17 protein-coding genes are annotated in these 20,229 nt (G+C 67.0%); 4 read left to right on the top strand and 13 right to left on the bottom strand.

Annotated elements, in window-relative coordinates:
* Position 1: 1 nt before the first annotated feature.
* On the bottom strand, positions 2-1,933 hold the full coding sequence (locus CV1CTNOD_RS02985; RefSeq protein ID WP_207386152.1) for a site-specific DNA-methyltransferase: 1,932 nt from the start codon (positions 1,931-1,933) through the stop codon (positions 2-4).
* Between the two features lie 165 nt (positions 1,934-2,098).
* On the bottom strand, positions 2,099-3,028 hold the full coding sequence (locus tag CV1CTNOD_RS02990) for a pseudouridine-5'-phosphate glycosidase (RefSeq protein ID WP_131784634.1): 930 nt from the start codon (positions 3,026-3,028) through the stop codon (positions 2,099-2,101).
* Positions 3,029-3,159: 131 nt separating this feature from the next.
* Between CV1CTNOD_RS02990 and CV1CTNOD_RS02995 the strand changes: the two genes are divergently transcribed.
* Entirely contained in the window at positions 3,160-3,465 is a 306-nt protein-coding gene (locus tag CV1CTNOD_RS02995) for a hypothetical protein (RefSeq protein WP_131784635.1), read from the top strand.
* A 161-nt stretch (positions 3,466-3,626) separates the two neighbouring features.
* Here the strand turns inward: CV1CTNOD_RS02995 and CV1CTNOD_RS03000 are convergent, their stop codons facing one another.
* From CV1CTNOD_RS03000 to CV1CTNOD_RS28075, 3 genes are all read right to left on the bottom strand, one after another.
* Positions 3,627-4,097 carry an SLOG family protein gene (locus CV1CTNOD_RS03000; protein WP_207386153.1) on the bottom strand — a complete coding sequence of 157 codons (471 nt, stop codon included), beginning with the start codon at positions 4,095-4,097 and terminating at the stop codon, positions 3,627-3,629.
* A gap of 63 nt (positions 4,098-4,160) precedes the next feature.
* Positions 4,161-4,703 carry a hypothetical protein gene (locus CV1CTNOD_RS25360; RefSeq protein ID WP_207386154.1) on the bottom strand — a complete coding sequence of 181 codons (543 nt, stop codon included), beginning with the start codon at positions 4,701-4,703 and terminating at the stop codon, positions 4,161-4,163.
* A gap of 107 nt (positions 4,704-4,810) precedes the next feature.
* Entirely contained in the window at positions 4,811-5,032 is a 222-nt protein-coding gene (locus tag CV1CTNOD_RS28075; RefSeq protein WP_242606315.1) for a hypothetical protein, read from the bottom strand.
* Positions 5,033-5,427: 395 nt separating this feature from the next.
* Between CV1CTNOD_RS28075 and CV1CTNOD_RS26220 the strand changes: the two genes are divergently transcribed.
* A complete protein-coding gene (locus CV1CTNOD_RS26220) occupies positions 5,428-5,994 on the top strand; it encodes a hypothetical protein (RefSeq protein ID WP_242606316.1) in 567 nt (188 codons plus the stop codon).
* The gene (locus CV1CTNOD_RS03020; protein ID WP_131784639.1) at positions 5,991-6,725 is read left to right on the top strand and encodes a hypothetical protein; all 735 of its coding nucleotides are present in this window, start codon (positions 5,991-5,993) and stop codon (positions 6,723-6,725) included. Before CV1CTNOD_RS26220 ends, CV1CTNOD_RS03020 begins: the two co-directional genes overlap by 4 nt.
* Here CV1CTNOD_RS03020 and CV1CTNOD_RS03025 read toward each other — a convergent pair.
* From CV1CTNOD_RS03025 to CV1CTNOD_RS03055, 7 genes are all read right to left on the bottom strand, one after another.
* A complete protein-coding gene (locus CV1CTNOD_RS03025) occupies positions 6,628-7,413 on the bottom strand; it encodes an aminoglycoside phosphotransferase family protein (RefSeq protein WP_165485285.1) in 786 nt (261 codons plus the stop codon). The genes CV1CTNOD_RS03020 and CV1CTNOD_RS03025 overlap by 98 nt on opposite strands.
* 287 nt (positions 7,414-7,700) lie before the next feature.
* A complete protein-coding gene (clpB, locus tag CV1CTNOD_RS03030; protein ID WP_131784641.1) occupies positions 7,701-10,295 on the bottom strand; it encodes an ATP-dependent chaperone ClpB in 2,595 nt (864 codons plus the stop codon).
* A gap of 332 nt (positions 10,296-10,627) precedes the next feature.
* Positions 10,628-11,113: a heat shock protein transcriptional repressor HspR gene (locus CV1CTNOD_RS03035; protein WP_131784642.1), complete on the bottom strand. Its 486-nt coding sequence runs from the start codon at positions 11,111-11,113 to the stop codon at positions 10,628-10,630.
* Positions 11,110-12,318 (bottom strand): DnaJ C-terminal domain-containing protein, encoded by a 1,209-nt coding sequence (locus CV1CTNOD_RS03040; protein WP_131784643.1) that lies wholly within the window; start codon positions 12,316-12,318, stop codon positions 11,110-11,112. Before CV1CTNOD_RS03040 ends, CV1CTNOD_RS03035 begins: the two co-directional genes overlap by 4 nt.
* Before the next feature lie 79 nt (positions 12,319-12,397).
* A complete protein-coding gene (grpE, locus tag CV1CTNOD_RS03045) occupies positions 12,398-13,138 on the bottom strand; it encodes a nucleotide exchange factor GrpE (RefSeq protein ID WP_131784644.1) in 741 nt (246 codons plus the stop codon).
* On the bottom strand, positions 13,135-14,970 hold the full coding sequence (gene dnaK, locus CV1CTNOD_RS03050; protein ID WP_131784645.1) for a molecular chaperone DnaK: 1,836 nt from the start codon (positions 14,968-14,970) through the stop codon (positions 13,135-13,137). The genes grpE and dnaK overlap by 4 nt, the downstream gene beginning before the upstream one ends.
* A 297-nt stretch (positions 14,971-15,267) precedes the next feature.
* Positions 15,268-16,530 carry a nuclease-related domain-containing protein gene (locus tag CV1CTNOD_RS03055; protein WP_131784655.1) on the bottom strand — a complete coding sequence of 421 codons (1,263 nt, stop codon included), beginning with the start codon at positions 16,528-16,530 and terminating at the stop codon, positions 15,268-15,270.
* A gap of 485 nt (positions 16,531-17,015) precedes the next feature.
* Between CV1CTNOD_RS03055 and CV1CTNOD_RS03060 the strand changes: the two genes are divergently transcribed.
* Complete coding sequence (locus CV1CTNOD_RS03060; RefSeq protein ID WP_131784646.1) at positions 17,016-19,220, top strand: (Fe-S)-binding protein; 2,205 nt, start codon at positions 17,016-17,018, stop codon at positions 19,218-19,220.
* Between the two features lie 90 nt (positions 19,221-19,310).
* On the opposite strand, the gene CV1CTNOD_RS03065 is transcribed toward CV1CTNOD_RS03060, so the two are convergent.
* A partial coding sequence (locus CV1CTNOD_RS03065; RefSeq protein WP_131784656.1) for a phosphatidylglycerol lysyltransferase domain-containing protein occupies positions 19,311-20,229 on the bottom strand: 919 nt, incomplete at its 5' end.

A 20,229-nucleotide genomic window follows, 5' to 3' on the forward strand; every position in this document is an offset into this window, starting at 1 on the left:
GTCATGGAACGGTCACCGCGACGGATGTGGTGGTGTCGTTGCCGAACACGTCGACGACCTTCACCAGGACGGTGTGGGAGCCGGGTCCGTCATACGTGTGCTCGGCGGTCAGTTCGAGCGTGCGTCGGGCGTAGGTCCGGAAGCTCTGCCAGGCGTTGCGGAACGTGTCCGTGTCCCCGCCGGAACCGTAGGTGAAGTCGACCGCCCAGTAGTCGACATAGTCGCTCCAATTCGAGATCTTGCTCCGGACGCTCGCCGGTATCAGCTCAGGGTTCGACAGAGCGAAGTTGGCAAGAGTCACCGCGACCGTCCGTCGTCGAAGCTTCGTTTCGACGGTGACGTAGGCGAGCTCATGGAAAGTGATCTCGCCGGCCTCGATGTTGCGTGGGTCCATGACCTCCCGCGGGATCCGGTAGAGGGAGAGCCGTACCCCGGCCGCGCGGGCCTCATCCTGCACCAGCTCGTGCAGGCCCATCTCCCATTCCCAGCCGAGCACGTCCAGGGTGTGGTAGCCGGCGGATCGCGCTTCGTCGAGAGCGTCCTTGATCTGGGCGTGGGAGACGGCGGCATCCACAGCTCCGACATGAACGGCCCGCTTGCCCTGGGTGCCGTGGATGAAAGTGAAGCCCTCGACGGGCGTCGCCCCGTACAGATCGATCACGAAATCGAGGTAGGCCCGGTACTGCTCTCCGGTGGTCGCGGACTGCCACGCCTGCCGTTCGTATCGACCGAGATTGGCAACCTCGAACGGTCTGCACCCGACGGTGTCAAGCAGGCGTTTGCGGGTCGTGTGGATGGCGAACCGGCCGATGTCCACAGCTACCCACCGCCGCCCCAGCTTCTCGGCCACCGCCGCGGTCGTGCCGGATCCGACAAAGCAGTCCAGCACGATGCTGCCCTCGTCCGAGGAGGATTTAATGATTCTTTCCAGCAGTGTCTCGGGCTTCTGCGTATCATACCCGAGCCGTTCCTGTGCCTGTGAGTTGACCGGAAAGATATCCGCCCATACATCACCGAGGGGCATACCGGGCATCTCGTCGAGGAAGCGCTTGAGCTGCGGCCGCTTCGATTTCTCTTTCGGATACCAGATTCGACCCTCACTATGAAGTCGAGTCATCGTCTCGACAGAATAGCGCCACCCGAAAGCTGGCGGTTCGTGTCCCCGCCACGCATAGGTCATGTTTGGCCGTGGGTTTGGGCTTGTGAGGTTGTCCAGCCTGAATTTTCGGCCGCTCTCGTCCACATGGCTATAATGTGACTTGATGTAGCTTTCGTCGTATGGCCGGAACTGTGGGTTCCAGATACGTTTTTCGGACTTGCTGAAGCACACGATCGAATCGTGGATCGTGCCGAAGTCCTTGGTGTCGGAGTGCGCCGTCACGCGCTGCCAGATGATCTCGGCGCGGAAGTTCTCGGGGTCGAAGATCTCGTCGAGGATGGCGCGGGCGTGGTGGCTGACGTTCGGGGCCAGGTGCAGGAAGAGTGACCCCCGCTCGGAGAGCAGCTCCCGGAGCAGGATGAGGCGTTGATAGAGCATCTGGAGGTAGGAGTCGACGCCCTTGCCCCAGGTATCCCGGTACGCCTTCTCCTCCACGATCGAAGAGATCTTGGTTAGCTCCTGGTCGGCGCTGTTCGCGCCGTCCCCAACGGCGATCCGGACCTTGTAGTCCTGCCGGGAGTCGAACGGCGGGTCGATGTAGACAAGGTCGACCTGCCCGGCGAGCTCGTCGGCGAGGCTCGCGAGCACATGCAGGTTGTCGCCCCAGATCAGTCGGTTGCGCCAACCGCTGTCGTCGCTGCCGGCTGGATTGGCCTCGAACAGCGAGCCCCGGTCGGCCCGTGGGCTGTTGACCGTCTCGACGACCTGCAGCGGCAGCCGTAGCCGTGGCACCTCCGCCGATTTACCGTCCCATTCCAGCCGAACCCTGGTCACCGGATCACCTCCAGCCTCCAGTATCGGGGAGGGGAGACCCTGCCCGTGCGAGCGGCAGCCGTCCTGTGGACAACAGCCAGCTCCATCCGATGGCCCGGTGGCGGGGAACACCCCTGGGCCCGCCTGTCAATGGATCATTGTCGCTGGCGGAGCTGGTTCATCGGGTCACGCCCGGTCCGGGCCGGTCAGGCGGGCGGACCAGGCGGTGGCGATGTCGGCGGCGACGATGACGTTGTTGTGGACGACCGCGATGTTGGTCTCCAGGCTGGCGCCGGCCGTTTCGCGGTGGAACATCGCCAGCAGGAAAGGGGTGACGGCCTTCCCCCGCAGCCCCCGGCGGGCCGCTTCCGCCAACGCCTCGGTGAGGACCCGGTCGTGCAGGTCCTGGTCGAGCTGCTCGGCCTCGGGTACCGGGTTGGCGACGACCACGGCCGCGCGCAGACCCAGCGCCTGTGCGTCCGCCATGACGGCCGCGACCTCGGCGGCGGCTTCCACCCGCCAGTCGATGGCGAACTCGGTCCGGGACAGGTAGAAGCCCGGGAAGGTGTTCGTCCGCCAGCCGAGCAGCGTCACGCCGAGAGTTTCCAGCCGTTCGAGGGTTGCGCCGACGTCCAGGACCGACTTCACCCCGGCGCAGATCACAGTTATCGGCGTGCTGGCAAGCGTGACAAGGTCGGCGGATTCGTCGGCGCTGTCGGCCCAGCCGCGGTGCACGCCACCGAGCCCGCCGGTGGCGAACACACCGATGCCGGCGCGGGCGGCGAGCAGGGACGTGGACGCGACCGTGGTTGCGCCGGTGCGGCGTAGAGCGGAGGCGACCGGCAGATCCCGTACCGACAGCTTCGCCACGTCCGGGGAGTCCGCGATTCTGGTGAGCGCGATGGCGTCCAGGCCGACGGTGGGTATGCCGTCGATCACCGCAATGGTCGCCGGTGTCACGCCGCGGTCGCGGAGCAGGGTTTCCAGCTCGGCCGCCACTTCCAGATTGCGGGGGCGCGGCAGGCCATGCGCGATCAGCGTCGACTCCAGGGCGACCACGGGCCGCCCCGCCTCCACAGCCGCCCGCACCTCGTCAGCAACCACCAGCCCCAGCACGACCGAGAGTATATCTACGAATCTGGAATCTGCGCCTGTGCGGGATCATTCACTGCTCGAGGTTTCACCGATTCTCTTTCGGGCATTTTCTCGCACAGCCTGCCAAGAATCCGTTGTGAGAGCATCGAGAAGTGTCCACGGAGTTCGTGGATTCAGCGCTGCGAATTTCTTGGGACGAGCACCTGCACGCGTTCGAGGGACGGTTCGAACGCGTGTACTCGGAACGCTGGCTCCGCCTCCGCCTGAACGCCCCGTGGAAGCTGGCGAGTGTCACCGCAACGATTGTCGAGGGCGAGGGGCTGCTTTCGCCTCGGGGCAAAGCGGTGTCGCTTCCTCGTCGGCGTCGCTCCTCGAACGTGGGCGCCATCCAGCCGAGCATCCACCAGAAGCGGCGCCGCGCCGTCGTCGGCGACGGGTCGAGCTCGGCGGCGGCCTGACGGAAGGTGAACCCGGCGAAGGCGAGCTCAAGTACGCCGGGACCCTGGTCCATCTTGAGGTCGGCCACGCGTCCGTAGGCCGGAAGATGCCGTTGTCGCGATGGTCGCCGACGTAGACGATGTCGGACCGGTCGGCGGGGACGAACGCGGTGACCGGGTCCTTATGGTTGGGAGTGACTGATTCGCTTCGCGTCATCGGGCCAGATGATCTTTATGTCGAGTTTCCTGGACCTGGCGTCCTCGATGACGGCGGCGGTGCCTCCGCGGTCGGCGGGGGCGCGGCCGTCCCAGACCGCCAGGAGGAGGTCGACTGAGTCGAGGAGCGCCTCGTTCGCGGCTTCGTAGGCCGCGCGGTTGGACACGTCATGCGGCATGACCCACACGCGGGCGGCGCGGCGGACGAGGCTGTCGAACAGCTCGGCGTGGTCCGGTTTGACCTTGTGTTCGCGGTAGTCGGCGGCGGGCAGGATGACCTCCAGGTCGCCGCCCAGCTCGAGGACGACCTCGGCGAAGATGCTGTCGGCGCCGGCGGCTATGCAGCTGACGCCCGTGAGGCCCTCCGGGGCATGCGCGGCGAGGGCTTCCCTGAAGGCAGCGCGGATGAGTGGCACCGTCGCGGGTGTGAGATCCATGTGGCCTGTGACGCCGATGTGGGCCAAGAGTCAGGCCTCCTCGTTTCTTCTTTCTCGGATTACTCAGTTGGCCGGGGCCGCGCGCAGAACAGGCTTGATCCTGGCGCACAGCTCGGCGACGGGGCGAGCGGACGTTCTGGTCTCGGCGTGCCGGTAGAACTCGGCCAGCTTGACGCGCACCCTCGTGGACAGCATCGCTCGCACCGCCAGGGTTGCCCGTCCGTCGGCGCTGTCCTGAGCGAGGCGGACCAGTTCCAGTCCTTCGGCCACCCGTCCGAGGTAGTACTGCTGCCGGGCCATGCCGGCGAGGATGTTGGCACGGAACGCGGGGTCGTCGGCTGCGGTAGCCGCGCGAAGGGCGAGCAGGTAGTACCGCTGCGCGATCCCGCCCTGGCCTGAGTCCCAGGACATCGTCGCCGCGGTCGCGGCGAGCTGTCCGACAACGGCCTTCCGGCGAAGGCCGCCGCCGAACTGGTTGTCCCACGCGCGAAAGGTCCGCGATGCGTGTTCGATCCGCTCGATCTCCGAGCGTCCGATGCCAGCGGTGCGGGGGGCGCGGTCTCGCGGGTGGCTCGGACGCGGCCAGCCAGCTCTCCGTTCTTTCAAGAAGGGCTGCGCCAAAAAGTACAATCGACATGGCTCTCCGTGGTGTGGCTCTGGCGCTTGCGCCGTTGACCGCTGGTTCCGGCGCAAAGATGAAGGTTCTCGACTACCTAGCCGCCGGTCTCCCCGTACTTGGGACGAGCGAAGCCATCAGCGGCCTGCCGCCTGAACATCCTGGTGTTGTGGTCGAGGATGACCTGAGTGCCTGGCCATCGATCATCGCCTGTCTGCTGCGAGACGCGGACGCTCTTCGGCAGCTTGGTCGCAAAGGCCGCGAGTGCGTGGAACGGGAGCTGTCCTGGCAGCAAGTCGGAACGGATCTCCTGCGCCACGCATACGCCTGGCTCAGCTCACCCAGGCCCGCACGGCGGAAGGGCACGGTGGCGCACATCCTCAACCTGCCCCTCGACCTGCCCTCGGCTCGGAGGTTACTGGCCGAGATAAGTCCCGACACGACTCGCAGGAGCCATCCCCAACAGCGGTACCGGACGTGGACAACTGACGGTCAACACGAGGTGCTGCTGCCCGAGCAGGCACCTGATCACGTCATCACCACCACACGGGACTGCTTCGCGGTAGCGGCTGATCGGGAACGAACAGCAGCCACGATCGGCGTCCGGATCATCCGCCAGCTCATCATGCGCGGCGGCGAGGCGCGGCGGTCGGGCCGTGCACGCCGGAGCGGTCGACCTGAACGGCTATGGCGTGCTGATCGGCGGATTTCCCGGTGCTGGCAAGACAAGTGTGCTGGCGCGACTGGTCGAAGACCACCGCGCGCCCGGTCGCCAACGACCGCACGGTGCTCACTCCGTCCAACGATGGCGGATGGCTGGCGACCGGTGTCCCGCTCGCGTGGCGGTTCACGCCCGAGGGCGTCAACGGCTCGCCACGCCTCGCGGAGGGGATACGAAGCCGATACCCGGAACGTGGGCTCGGGTTGACCGACGGCAAAGTCGAACTGACTCCGCTGGAGGTCAGCCGGATACTCGGCCAGCCAGCAGTCGCCACGACTCGGGTAACGCGTGTCGTCGTGCTGATCCGGCTGCCCGACGATATGCCAGAAACGCCGAACGCGGCTCTCCTCCAGCAACGCCTGGACTTCGGCCCCGCCGACTTCTTCGCCGAGGACTGGCTCGGTCTCCGAAGCCGACTCGGTGCTCCCCCCGCCGAACAGGCCGCTACGCACAACTGGTGGGACAAGGTAGCGGCGACCGTGCCGGTTGAGGTGCTGACCTGGACCAATCCGACCGAGCTGGCGCGAGTCGCGGCCACGATCGCGGGAGAACGGCAATGAGAGGTTGCGTTCTGGCCGGGGTGTGGGGCGCTGGCAAGACATCGATCTACGAACGTGTCGCCGCCCGGCTGATTGACAGCGGCTGTCAGTCGTTGATCGCCATGCCGCAGGCCGCGACGATGACAACCCATACCTACGCCCCCGGCGACGGGGCGGATCACGCGGCCGGAATCCTCTCGTGGTTAGGCAACCTGACCGCGTTTCTGGAAGACCTCGACCGACGCTTCCAGGACAGCGGCCTGACCGACCACCGGTTTGCGCACGCCTGGACGCCCACTTGCGTCATGGAGGGACTCGGGTTCGACATACCGATCTACCAACTACCGGTATCCCGTCAGGCAGCGTTGGAAATCGAACACCGCCTGGCCATTGCGGGCTTATGGCTCGTCGTGCTGCACGTCCCGACCGACCGAATCCGTGCGCGGTGCGTGGAATCCACGCGCATGACCCGAGGACCGCGCTGGACGAAGTACGTCAACGATTTCGACTCCGACGACGACGCCCGCGCCGCACATATCGAATGCGCTCAGGACCGTCTGATGAGCTGGGCCAGGACATCCCCGATGCGTCTCCACGTGATCAGCGTCGACCGTGACGGCTGGGATGACTACGCCGACGAGGTGATGGGACTGATCACGTCGTCACCGAGGACCAGACATGCCGCACACCATCCGATCGAACCCACGCCCGCAGACGCCGCAGGTAGTCCTCTCGCATCGCCTCGTCCCTGACGCGCGTCCAGTAGTCCACGCCGGTCAGCAACTCCAGCCCGGTCGCAACCGACAAACGTTCGGGCCAGCACGGTGGTTGGGCCTTGGCAATGCCGTAGCCGTCTGCGAAGGCGTCCGCCCATTCGGGCCGTCCCTCGAACATCCACATGGCGGGCTTGACGAAATCCATGGCCGGATCGACCCACCGAACATGCTCCAGATCGAGCAGCGCACGAAACCGACCTTGGGCGTCCACCAAGATGTTCGGCAGGTACACGTCGCCAAAGGCCGGCACCGACACCTGATGCAACTGGCGGAGTGCGGCACCTGTCGAACGCAGCACGCTGGCCATGGCATCCACAGGCATCGAGCTGAAGGCTTCCTCGGCGTCCTGGCCGTCCAGGTACTCGGCAACGATCAGCATGCGTCCGCCAACCAGCTCGCTCGATGGCGTGAACCCCAATAGGTTCGGCACGGGAACCCCAAGACCGGCCACTCGCCGATGCTCGGCCAACCGGTGCAACACGACCTCAGTACGGTTGGTCATCGCAACCTTGCCGACCAGACGGCCAAGACCCGAGTCCAGCACCCACGAACGGTGGCTACGACCTTCGCGCAACGTCCTCAACGGACGGACAGGTGCGGCTTCTGGCAACAGATGTTCGACGGCGACGGCCACCCGTTCTGGCGCAAGTTCGGCGAGCTTCACAGCTGTAAAACGAGCTCGCCGGCATCGCAGTCCCATCGGCTGACCGAGACACCCGAGATCGATTTTCCCGTACCCGTGATGATCAGCGCAGCGATCCAGCCCACCTGTAAGAACAACGGCTCTGTCTCGGATTCGGTGGTGAGGACCGGCCGAGACCTTCCTGTGACTCTGGCTCCATGAATACGAGAATCTCCGATCATGCCCTCTGTAGCCAATTCGCACCCGTGAGAGTGTCTAACCCGAGCCTGACAGGGAGGGGTTTTCGCTGGGGTGGTAACGGTTTTTGCCTACGCTTTCCGGACCAGCAACCCGCGGCGGTTCGGGGCGACGTCCACGACGGCGTCGTCGCCGTCCCGGATGGTGCCGGCCAGGAGTTCCCGAGCGAGCGGGTCGCCGATCGAGGTCTGCACGAGCCGGCGCAGCGGGCGCGCTCCGAAAACCGGGTCGTAGCCGGCATCGGCAAGCCAGGAGCGTGCGGTGTCGGTGACCGTCAGGGTGATCCGTCGGTCGGTCAGCCGGGCGCGCAGCAGGTCGAGCTGGAGATCGACGATGTGGGCCAGGTCGTCCTTGTCGAGCTGATCAAAGATCAGGATGTCGTCGAGCCGGTTGAGGAACTCGGGTTTGAACGCCTCCCGCACGGCGACCATCACCGAGTCGCGCTGTACCTGCGGGGGCAGAGTCGGGTCCGCGATGAACTGGGATCCGAGGTTGGACGTCAGCACCACGATCGTGCTGCGGAAGTCCACGGTGCGGCCCTGCCCGTCGGTGAGGCGTCCGTCGTCCAGCACCTGAAGAAGGATGCCGAAGACGTCGGGGTGTGCCTTCTCCACCTCGTCCAGCAGGATCACGCTGTAGGGGCGGCGGCGGATCGCTTCGGTGAGCTGCCCGCCGGACTCGAATCCGACGTAGCCGGGCGGGGCGCCGATGAGCCGGGCCACCGAATGCTTCTCGGCGTATTCGCTCATGTCGATGCGGACCACCGCGCGTTCGTCGTCGAACAGGAAGCCCGCCAGCGCCTTGGCCAGCTCCGTCTTGCCGACGCCGGTCGGGCCCAGGAACAGGAACGAGCCGGTCGGCCGGTCGGGATCGGAGATGCCCGCGCGGGCGCGGCGTACGGCGTCGGAAACGGCCCGCACCGCGGCGTGCTGACCGATTACGCGGGCGTGCAGTTCCTCCTCCATGCGCAGCAGCTTGGTGGTCTCACCTTCCAGGAGCCGGCCGGCGGGGATACCCGTCCAGGATGCGACGACCTCGGCGACGTCGTCGGGGCCGACCTCCTCCTTGAGCATGGCGCTGCCGGGCTCGTCCGCGCCGGGTAGCGCATCGGTTGCCGCGGCAAGCCGCTTCTCCAACGTCGGGATCGTGCCGTAGCGCAGCTCACCGGCTTTGGCCAGATCGAGATCCCGTTCAGCGAGGTCGAGGGCACGCCCGGCGTTCTCCAGCTCCTCCTTGACCTTCTGCACCTCGACGATGGAGCTCTTCTCGCGCTGCCAGCGGGCGGTCAGGCTGGACAGTTCCTCCCGCTTGTCAGTGAGCTCGCGCCGTAGGCGCTCGCGGCGCTCCTTGGACGCGCTGTCGCTCTCCTTGGACAGCGCCATGTCCTCGATCTCGATGCGCCGGACGGCGCGCTCCAGCTCGTCGATCGCCACCGGCCGGCTGTCGATCTCCATCCGGAGTCTGGACGCGGCCTCGTCCACCAGGTCGATGGCCTTGTCTGGCAGGAACCGCCCACTGACGTACCGGTCGGACAGGGTGGCGGCGGCGACGAGGGCGGCGTCGGTGATCCGGACGCCGTGATGCACCTCGTATCGTTCCTTGAGCCCGCGCAGGATGCCGATGGTGTCCTCGGTCGACGGCTCACCGACCAGCACCGGCTGGAAGCGGCGTTCGAGAGCCGGGTCCTTCTCGATGCGGGTGCGGTACTCGTTCAGGGTGGTGGCGCCGATCATGCGCAGCTCACCGCGGGCGAGCATGGGCTTGAGCATGTTGCCGGCGTCCATGGCGCCTTCGGCGGCACCCGCGCCGACGACGGTATGCAACTCGTCGATGAAGGTGATGAGCCGCCCCTCGGCGGAACGGATCTCGTTGAGGACGGCCTGCAACCGCTCCTCGAACTCGCCCCGCAGCTTCGACCCGGCCACCATCGAACCGAGGTCGAGCGAGACGATGCGCCGGCCGCGCAGGGACTCCGGCACGTCACCGGCGACGACCCGCAACGCGAGCCCTTCGACGATCGCGGTCTTGCCGACACCGGGTTCGCCGATGAGGACCGGGTTGTTCTTCGTCCGCCGGGACAGGACCTGCACGACGCGGCGGATCTCGGCGTCGCGTCCGATGACCGGGTCGAGCTTGCCGGCGCGGGCCTGCTCGGTCAGGTCCACGGAGTATTTGTCCAGCGCGCGGTAGGAGCCCTCGGGGTCGCGGCTGGTCACCCGGTGAACGCCGCCGCGGACGGTGTCGAACGCGCCGCGCAGGGCTTCGGAGTTCGCGCCGAACTCGGTGAGCACCCGGGATGCCTCACCGCCCTCTTCTGCGAGCGCGACCAGCAGGTGCTCGACCGAGGTGTATTCGTCGCCGAGCCGGTTCGCCTGGCGTTCGGCATTGTCGAGGACGGTGATGAGCTGCCGGGACAACTGCGGTGGGCCGACGCTGGCACCGGTTGCGTGCGGCAGTCGGCTGACCGCTGCTTCGGCGCGGGCGCGTACCTGGGCGAGGGGTACGCCGACGGCCCTGAGCAGGTCGACCGCGACCCCGCCGGTCTGGCTCAGGACGGCGACCAGCAGGTGCAGCGGGTCGACGAGCGGTGAGCCGTCACCGGTGGCGCGGCTGACGGCGGAGGACAGAGCTTCCTGCGAGCGAGCGGTGAGGCGGTCAGCGTTCATCGGAGTCCTAAGATGATCGTTTTGGTCGTACCATCTCTTTTAACGCTCAGCATAGTTGAGTCGTTCACGCTTAAGTTTCGGTGATGCGAGGTGTCGCGACGCAGTGTCCCTGAGCATTGCTGGTCCCTGAGCATTGCTGATGCCCGAGCCTTGGCGGTGGCAAGGCTGTCGATTGTGGGGCGGGTGGTCCGTGCTGCGCCGCCCGCCCCGGCTTTGGGTCATCCGCCCCACGATCACCTCTCGGTGGCCTCGCCGCGGATTGTCGATGACGGGCCCTTCAGAGGCCTATTGCCTATAGTTATTACAGCTGTACCTATAGTTGCCGAATCGACCTACCGGCGAGGGCCGGGCCGCCAGACCACTATCGCGCTGCGGTCGACGGGCACAAGGTCGCGCCGGTGGCTCTTGTGCGCCTCGGCGACTCTGCGCTCGGCTTCGGCGCGAGCTGTCGCCAGTTCCTCGGTCAACTGACGGACCTGCGCCTGCAACACCATCACCTGGCTACCCAGTTCCAGGATCCGATGGATTCCCTGGAGATTGACCCCCTCCTCCTGGGACAGTCGCTGTACTTCGCGTAGCAGTGCGACATCCCGCACGGAGTATCGCCGGCCACGTCCGGACGTACGACCGGGAGTGACCAGGCCGAGACGGTCGTAGGCCCGCAGCGTCTGGGGATGCATACCGGCGAGCTGCGCGGCAATGGAGATCACGTATACAGGTGTGTCGTCATCATGAGCGGGACCGGGGCGCGGCGCTGCCGGCGTCCCCGGCGGACCCGTCGGCGGCGGGTCGGCTGTGCGGCTCGGTCGTGATTTCATGACCAGCCCTCCATCTGTTCCATCAGCGTGGTGCGCGGATCTTCGGGATGGGCATGAGCGAACTCCTGGAGTGCTGTACGCGCCTTCGGGGAAAGATCCGAGGGTTTTGGCACCGTGACGTCAACGGTCACGATGAGGTCACCGTGACCTCCGCTGCCCCGCGGCACTCCACGTCCACGTACCCGCAGGCGCCGTCCACTCGACGTGCCGGAAGGAATCTTCACCGTCAGCGGGGTGCCGTCGAGCGTCGGAACCTTCACCGAGGCGCCCAGGGCGGCCTCGACGAAGGTCACCGGCAACGTGATCGTCAGGTTCTGTCCCTCGCGGTCGAAGACCGGATGGGCCAGCACGTGAACGGTGACTTCCAGATCGCCCGCCTGACCACCACGCTCACCCGGCGATCCGCGTCCCCGAACCCGCAGCCGCTGACCGTCCGCGACCCCTGGTGGGATGCGGATCCGCTGCTCCCGCTCGCGACGGCCGGTGCCCAGGCAGTCCGGGCAGGGAGAGTCGATCACTGTCCCCTTGCCGAGACAGTCCCGACAGGGCTCGGACAACGCAAAGCCCCCCTGCGACCGCGAGACCACGCCCAGGCCCCGGCACGTCGTGCAGGTCCGCGGCGTGGTGCCCGGACGGGCGCCGCGGCCCCCGCAGGTGAGGCAGGTTGCGGCGCCGGGCAGGCGAACCGTCGCCTCCAGACCGGACAGGGCCTTTTCGAACGGGATCGTGACCTCGGCCGCGATGTCGGCGCCGCGGCGTGGCCCGCGGCCGGGGCCGGTAGACGACCGCTGGAACAGGTTGTCGAACAGCCCCCCCAGGCCGCCGGGACCAGCGCCGGCGCCTGCTCCACCCAGCAGGTCGTCGAGGTTGAACGCGGTGGATCCGCCACGATAGCCCGCGCCGGGCGGCCCGAACCCGCCCGGCTGGTAGCCGTAACCACCGGGATGACCGCCGGGGACGCCACCCGCGGCGAACAGCGCCCGAGCCTCGTCGTACTCCCGCCGCCGGGACTCGTCCGACAGCACGTCGTACGCCTCCGAGACCTCCTTGAAGCGGGCCTCGGCCCTGGCGTCGCCGGGATTCTTGTCCGGGTGCAGCTCAACTGCGAGGCGGCGGTATGCCTTCTTGATGTCGGTCGCCGAGGCGTCCTTGGGCACGCCGAGAGCGGCGTAGTAGTCCTTTTCGACCATGTCACGAACACTCACGGCGCCCCTCCTTTCGTCATCATGTCGTTTACCGACGCTCGAGGCGGACGCTGTTCGACAAGAGCTCGGATGGCATTGACTACTCGACGGCTTCCGCGGAGCCGCCTCCTGCTCCCGGCGCGCTCCCGGTGGCCGTGCCGTCCGCGTCCTGACCCACTCCGGCGTTCCCCGCCGTGTCCGCGGTCGCCGGCTCGGCGACCGCGACCTGGGCCGGTCGCAGCACGCGGCCGGCATGCCGATAACCGGCCCGGAAGATGTCGACGCAGGTCGACCGGGTCACCTCGGAGGAGTACGTGTGCATGAGCGCATCGTGGACGAGCGGGTCGAACTCGTCCCCGCGGGAGCCGAACCGCTCGAGCCCGGCAGTTTCGAGGGCGCTTTCCAGCGACTCCGCCACCGCCTTGAACGGGCCTTCCAGGTCACCGTGGTCGCGGGCGCGGCCGATGTCGTCGAGGGTCGGCAACAGCGCTGAGAGCAGCCTGCCTGTTGCCTGCTCGGCCATGACCTGACGGTCGCGCTCGACGCGACGCCGGTAGTTGTCGAACTCGGCTTTGAGGCGCTGCAGGTCGCTGGTGCGCTCGGCGACCTGCTGACGTAGCGGTGCCAGTAGGTCGGCCTCCCCGGTCGGCGCAGCGTCATGCGGCGGACCCCCGGTCGGGGACGTGAAAGTATCCCCGACCGGGTTGCTGGTCTCCGCCCGCGCAGCGTCCACCCGTACCTGCCCGCTCTGTGGATCTATGCGGCGCTTGTCCCGGACGATTACTGGTTCGTCCGGCGTGGGAACGCCTTGCGTCCAGTCGCTGTTGGGGGCCGAGGTCACTTCTTTTCCTCCTCGTCCACTATCTCGGCGTCCACCACGTCGTCGTCCGCGTTCGCGCCCGCAGCGCCGCCCGGGGTGGTACCGGCCGCGCCTTGTGCGTCCGCGTAGAGCGACTGGCCCATGACGGAACTGGCCTTGGCGAGCTCGGTGGTGGCGTCGCGGATAGCCGCGATGTCGGTGCCGCCGACCGCCGCCCGCAGGGCGGACAGCTTCTCCTCCACGTCGGCCTTGACCGCGGCTTCGATCTTGTCGCCGTTCTCGGCCAGGAACCGCTCGGTGGAGTACACCAGGGTCTCGCCCTGGTTGCGGGTCTCGGCCTCCTCACGGCGCTTGCGGTCCTCCTCGGCGTACTGCTCGGCGTCGCGGACCATATTGTCGATGTCATTCTTGGGCAGCGCCGAACCGCCCGTGATCGTCATCGACTGTTCCTTGCCGGTGCCGAGGTCCTTGGCCGAGACGTGGACGATGCCGTTGGCGTCGATGTCGAAGGTGACCTCGATCTGCGGGATGCCGCGGGGCGCCGGCGGCAGGCCGGTGAGCTCGAACATGCCGAGCTTCTTGTTGTACGTGGCCATCTCGCGCTCGCCCTGGAAGACCTGGATCTGCACGGACGGCTGGCTGTCCTCGGCGGTGGTGAAGATCTCCGAGCGCTTGGTCGGGATGGTGGTGTTGCGCTCGATGAGTTTGGTCATGATCCCGCCCTTGGTCTCGATACCCAGGGAGAGCGGGGTGACGTCGAGCAGGAGGACGTCCTTGACCTCGCCCTTGAGGACGCCGGCCTGCAGGGACGCGCCGACGGCGACGACCTCGTCGGGGTTGACACCCTTGTTCGGCTCCTTGCCGCCGGTGAGTTCGCGGACGAGGTCGACCACGGCCGGCATGCGGGTGGATCCGCCGACGAGCACGACATGGTCGATGTCACTGACCTTGACCCCCGCGTCCTTGACGGCCTGCTGGAAGGGGTGCTTGCAGCGGTCGATCAGGTCCTGGGTCATCCGCTGGAACTCCGAGCGGGTCAGGGTGACGTCGAGGTGCAGCGGCCCTTCGGCCGAGGCGGTGATGTAGGGCAGGTTGATGCTCGTCTGGCTGGACTGCGAAAGTTCGATCTTGGCTTTCTCGGCGGCTTCGCGCAGGCGCTGCAAGGCCATCTTGTCCTTGCCGAGGTCGACGCCGTGCTGACCGTTGAAGGTCTTGATCAGATGGTCGGTGACGCGCTGGTCCCAGTCGTCGCCGCCGAGATGGGTGTCCCCGGAGGTCGACTTGACCTCGACGACGCCGTCGCCGATCTCCAGCAGGGACACGTCGAACGTGCCACCGCCGAGGTCGAAGACCAGGATCGTCTGCTCCTTCTCGCCCTTGTCCAGGCCGTAGGCGAGGGCGGCCGCAGTGGGTTCGTTGACGATCCGCAGTACGTTCAGCCCGGCGATGGTGCCGGCTTCGGTGGTGGCCTGGCGCTGCGCGTCGTCGAAGTAGGCGGGCACGGTGATGACCGCGTCGGCCACGGTCTCGCCGAGGTAGGACTCGGCGTCCCGCTTGAGCTTCTGCAGGATGAACGCGCTGATCTGCTGTGGGGTGAAGTCCTTGGTGTCGACCTTCATCTTCCAGTCGGTGCCCATGTGGCGTTTGACCGACCGGATGGTCCGTTCGACATTGGTGACCGCCTGCCGCTTCGCGACCTCGCCGACCAGGACTTCGCCGTTCTTGGCGAAGGCGACGACGGATGGAGTCGTCCGCGAGCCCTCGGCATTGGCGATCACCGTGGGTTCGCCGCCCTCGAGCACGCTCACGACGGAGTTCGTGGTGCCGAGGTCGATGCCGACCGCTCGTGCCATGTCTGTGCGCCTTTCGAATCAGGATGGTCTGGTTGCCCGGCTTCCGTCGGGATGCCGGGTGGACCGTTCGTGTAGTAGTTGAGTCCTTCCGGCTCAGGATCCAATAATACTGTCTCTACAGTCAAACATGAGCCTTCGAGGCTCAGTTTTTTTGCGGAGATCTGATAGCTCGAGTGCACCGAGCAACTGCGGGCATGGCTAAGGCCGACGGGGTGCCCCGCCGGCCTTGGTCATTGAAGTTACTGGGACAGCTACTTCAGACCCGTTATGAGAGCACGCGGCTACTGTGTGTCCTGTTCAGGCGCTGGACGGCCCTGCGGGGCCGCGTGGTGCCCGGTCCGGCCCGTCGTCGGGGCTGTCGGTGTCCGGGCTGCCGTCGTCCCGGCCGTCGGCCGCGGAGTCACCTGCCGGTCGGTTCGCAGCCGGCCGCGGCGGGCGGACCGCAGCCAGTATGCGTCCTCGCCGTCGATCCGTTGACGGGTCGTCCGCGGAACTCTGCCCGGGTGTGCCGACTCCGCCCGTGAGTTCGTTGATCAGATCGTCGCTATCACCGTCGCCGTCGGTACGTACTCCCGGGATGCCGGACCGGACGCCCGGCTCGGCGATCCGCGCGAGATCGTTCTCGATTCGGGTGAGCCGGTCGAGCATGCCGGTCGCGTCCCCGTCGCGCTCCAGGATGGTGCGCAGCGCGTCCATCAGGGTGAGCCACTGGTCGCGGTCGAGGGTGACATGATCGGCAAGCTGGTTGGCCGAATACGGTGGGAACAGGCGCTGGAGGACGGCGACCACCTTTGTCACCTCGGCCGGGTTGAGCCGATCCGGCCGGCCGCGGACATAGGACACGAGATCCCTCAGGCTGATGAGGGTCACACCGTCGATCTTCCCGTCGCTCCACAGGACGCCTGCCTCGACCATGACCAGGATCGGTCGGACCGGCGCTTTGACCATTGGTAGGGCGTCGCGGGTCCGGGTGTTTACCTCCTCCCCGAGCCACTTGGTCAGGTCGAGAGGCTTTTTGAGCGACTGTCCGTCGACCTTCGCTCCATCCTTGGAGTAGCGGACCGTACCGGTGGAGGCGTCACTTTTCATCACCATGACGCCGCCCGGCCCGACCAGCAGGTGTCCGATGCTCGCCTCGGAATGGGGCACGCGACGGTCATGCATGACCACGTAGCCGTACCGGCGCAATCTGTTGACCGTACGAGCTGTCTTACGCTCGGATTCGGCGCCTTCGCGCAGCGCCTCGATCTCGGGCACCGGGTCGAACGAACGACCGATCACGAGCAACGGCCAGCCGAGCTGGATCACCAGGTACGCGGCCACGGCGATGGACATGGGCAGGCGCAGGCCCGATGCGACCAGCACGGCGAACACCACCGCGATGGGGAACGCCCGTAGCGCGGCACGGGGCACGGTGTAGGCGAGGCGCTCACGGCGCATCTGTGCGTGCTGTTCCCGGGCCCGCCGGTAGGCCATGTGCAGGGAATGGCCGGGACGGTCGCGGGTGTGGCTGCGCAGCGGGCTGCTGCTCCCGATCGGGCTCTTCGTCGTACTCGCCATCATGTCCACCGTGGATCGTGAGGTCGTGGTCCGGAGCCTGAGTCTTCAGCGGTCGTCGCCCTGCCGGTGCGACAGGGCGCAGACATGTTACGGGCTGCACTGATGGTGCAACCGGAGCGCTCCTCCGGACAAGGGAATCCCATAATCGGTCCAAATTTCCCGGGACTGACGGGACGTTGGTCCCCTTCTGAGCCGGATGATCGGACGGGCCCGCTCTTTGGTCGGCAGCGCCGGTCGGCGCTGTCTGGACCTCTTACTAGCTGCGCGTGGTCGGCGCAAGGAGGAGGGTGGGGACGCAAAGGGATGAAACAGTCTTGTTATGGACTCCTGAGTGACCCGGAGGCTTGGGCCTCCGGTGTCGCGAAAGGAACATGATCGCGCTACCTTTGGCTCTCTGGAGGCGGAGGTGGTGGGCTGGTTCGGCGTGCAAGTTACCGATGGGTAGCGATACGCTCCCACTGTCGGTAGGAGTAACTGGAGGATGTGTGAGACTTGCTATCGGCGGAGTGATCGCCGTTGTCGCTCTCGCGGTGGCCGGACGTCGGTTCTACTGGCTGTTCAGGCTCATCCGCCAGGGCCAGCCCGCTTCCGGCCGGCTCGACGGGGTGGGCCAGCGCCTGTGGAGTGAGATCAGCGAGGTCGGTGCTCAGCGGAAGCTGCTGACCTGGACGGTCCCCGGGCTCGCACACGCCTTCACCTTCTGGGGTTTCACGATCCTCATGCTGACCGTCATCGAGGCGTTCGGCGCACTGTTCGATCACAACTTCCACATCCCACTGTTCGGACACTGGGCCGCTGTCGGTTTCGTCGAGGACTTCTTCACTGTCGGGGTCCTCGCGGGGCTGCTGGCCTTCACGATCATCCGGCTGCGCAACGCGCCCGCCCGGCTCGAACGCAAGTCGCGGTTCTACGGGTCGCACACCGGTCCGGCCTGGGTCATCCTCGGGATGATCACCTCGGTGATGGTCACGCTCCTGATCCTGCGCGGCGCCCAGTTCAACGCCGGCACGCACCCGCAGGGCGACACGAGGTGGGCGTTTGCCTCCTATCTGGTCAGCCGTCCGCTCGACGCCTTCTCGACCGAGACCAACGAGCACATCGAGACGGTCTTCCTGCTGCTCAACATCGCCATCATCATGGGCTTCCTGGTGCTGGTCGCCTACTCCAAGCACCTGCACATCTTCCTGGCGCCGATCAACGTCATCCTCAAGCGTGAGCCCAAGGCGCTCGGTCCGCTGGGTACCACCCCCGACATCGAAAGCCTGATGGAGGCCGACGAGCCGATCGTGGGCGTCGGCAAGGTCGAGGACTTCTCCTGGAAGGCGATGCTCGACTTCTCCACCTGCACCGAGTGCGGACGCTGCCAGAGCCAGTGCCCTGCCTGGAACACCGGCAAGCCGCTGTCGCCGAAGCTTCTGATCATGGATCTTCGCGACCACCTGTTCGCCAAGGCGCCGTACCTGCTCGCCGCCAAGGGAGCCGCTGACGGAGAGGAGGCGTCGAAGGCGGTCACCGGTGTCTCCGAGGACGCCTCGAGCAAGCACGCCGTCCACCACGTCCCCGAGTCCGGTTTCGGGCGGGTTCCCGAGCCCGGCCAGCCGCAGGCTGACCGTCCACTGGTCGGCACCGAGGCCGAGGGCGGGGTCATCGACCCCGACGTCCTGTGGTCGTGCACCAACTGCGGCGCGTGTGTGGAGCAGTGCCCGGTCGACATCGAGCACGTCGACCACATCGTCGACATGCGCCGTTACCAGGTAATGATCGAATCGGCGTTCCCCAGCGAGGCCGGGGTGATGCTGCGCAACCTGGAGAACAACGGCAACCCGTGGGGTGTCTCGCCCCGGGCCCGTACCGAGTGGACCGAGGGCCTGCCGTTCGAGGTCCGGGTGCTCGACGAGGGTGAGACCATCCCGGACGACGTGGAATACCTGTACTGGGTGGGTTGCGCCGGCGCCATCGAGGACCGCGCCAAGAAGGTCTCCCGGACTTTCGCCGAACTCCTGCACACCGCGGGCGTCTCCTTCGCCATCCTCGGTTCCGGCGAGACCTGCACCGGTGACCCCGCCCGCCGGCTCGGCAACGAGTACCTCTTCCAGGAGCTGGCCAAGGCCAACATCGAGGTCCTCAACGCCGCAGCCACCAAGAAGATCGTCGCTACCTGCCCGCACTGCTTCAACAGCCTGGCGAACGAGTACCCCGCGCTCGGCGGCGCGTACGAGGTCATCCACCACACCCAGCTGCTCGGCAGGCTCGTCGACGAGGGCAGGCTCGTCCCCGTCCAGCCCGTGGACTCCTCGGTCACCTACCACGACCCCTGCTTCCTCGGCCGGCACAACGAGGTCTACACCCCGCCCCGGGAGATCCTCGGCAGCATCCCCGGCGTCCGCAGCCAGGAGATGCACCGCTGCAAGGAACGCGGCTTCTGCTGCGGCGCCGGCGGGGCCCGGATGTGGATGGAGGAGAAGATCGGAAAGCGGGTCAATGTCGAGCGGGTGGACGAGGCGCTCGCCCTCGACCCGGACATCGTCTCCACCGCCTGCCCGTTCTGCATCGTCATGCTCACCGACGCCGTGACTGAGAAGAAGCAGTCCGGCGGGGCGAAGGAGGGCATCGAGGTGCTCGACGTGTCCCAGCTGCTGGCCCGCTCCCTGGCCACGCCGGTCGTCCCGGTTGGTACTGACGGCCCCTGACCTGGGCCCGCGACAAACCTGTAGGTGGAAACCGCTGCGGTGACGACGGGTTTCCACCTACAGGTTCCGCTGTTGTAGGGGCGGCGGTTTTTACCTACGATCGCAGGCGCTGGCCGGACGGACGAGCCGCCGTAGCCGGTGCGCGGCGGGCCGCATCGTCAGCCGCGGCCAGCTCAGGAAAGCCTCGGCTTCCAGCATGGCCAGCGCGATGCGTGGAAGATTCCGGTTCGCGGGAAAACAGATGTAGCGGGGTGACCAGGCCGGTCGGAACTTCGCGTTGAACCGGTAGAGGCTGTCGATCTGGAACCAGCGCGAGAGGAAGACCAGCAGCTTCCGGAAACAGCGGGTGACCGGGCCCGCGCCGAGCCGCTGCCCGCGTTCCAGCGCGGACCGGAAGAACGCGAAGTTCAGCGACAGGCGGTCCACCCCGAGTCCGCCCGCCGCCCGCAGCGCCGAGACGATCAGAAAGTCGTTCAGCCCGTTGTCGGCGTTGCGGTCGCGCACCATCAGGTCCAGGGACAGGCCCCGGCTCCCCCACGGGACGAAGTGCAGCAGCGCACGCAGCTGTGGCTCGCATCCGCCACCGCCCGCCGGGTCGTCCCCGCCGCGGTCGAAGGCCATGAGCACGACGCAGCCGTCGTCGGCAGGTGCACCGATCCGGCCGAGCGCCATGGAGAAGCCGCGTTCGGTCTCGGTACCGCGCCACGCCGCGGCCTGCGCCTTCAACCGGGTCCGCTCCTCGGCGGGCAGGTCACGCATCCGCAGGGCCCGGTAGGTATAGCCGGCGCGTTCGACCCGGCCGACAGCCTGCCGGACGTTGCGCATGTCGCGACCTTCAAGCGTGAAGGTCCGCACGTCGATGATGGCTTCGTCACCGAACTCCAGCACGGACAGGCCGGCGCGTTCCCACGCCTTTCCACCTGTTTCGGAGCAGCCGATCACCGCTGGTATCCAGGCATGTTCGGCGGCGATCCGGAGGAACTCACGGATCGCGCCCGGCCATGCCTCG

The organism is Protofrankia symbiont of Coriaria ruscifolia (assembly GCF_900634745.1).
In the GTDB taxonomy this organism is placed as follows: Bacteria; Actinomycetota; Actinomycetes; order Frankiales; family Frankiaceae; genus Protofrankia; species Protofrankia californiensis.

Coding starts and splice junctions, on each gene's coding strand:
- CV1CTNOD_RS03055 (WP_131784655.1), bottom strand. CDS start 16,530: ATGGCGAGTACGACGAAGAGCCCGATCGGGAGCAGCAGCCCGCTGCGC.
- clpB (WP_131784641.1), bottom strand. CDS start 10,295: ATGAACGCTGACCGCCTCACCGCTCGCTCGCAGGAAGCTCTGTCCTCC.
- CV1CTNOD_RS03000 (WP_207386153.1), bottom strand. CDS start 4,097: ATGGATCTCACACCCGCGACGGTGCCACTCATCCGCGCTGCCTTCAGG.
- CV1CTNOD_RS03035 (WP_131784642.1), bottom strand. CDS start 11,113: ATGAAATCACGACCGAGCCGCACAGCCGACCCGCCGCCGACGGGTCCG.
- dnaK (WP_131784645.1), bottom strand. CDS start 14,970: ATGGCACGAGCGGTCGGCATCGACCTCGGCACCACGAACTCCGTCGTG.
- CV1CTNOD_RS03020 (WP_131784639.1), top strand. CDS start 5,991: ATGAGAGGTTGCGTTCTGGCCGGGGTGTGGGGCGCTGGCAAGACATCG.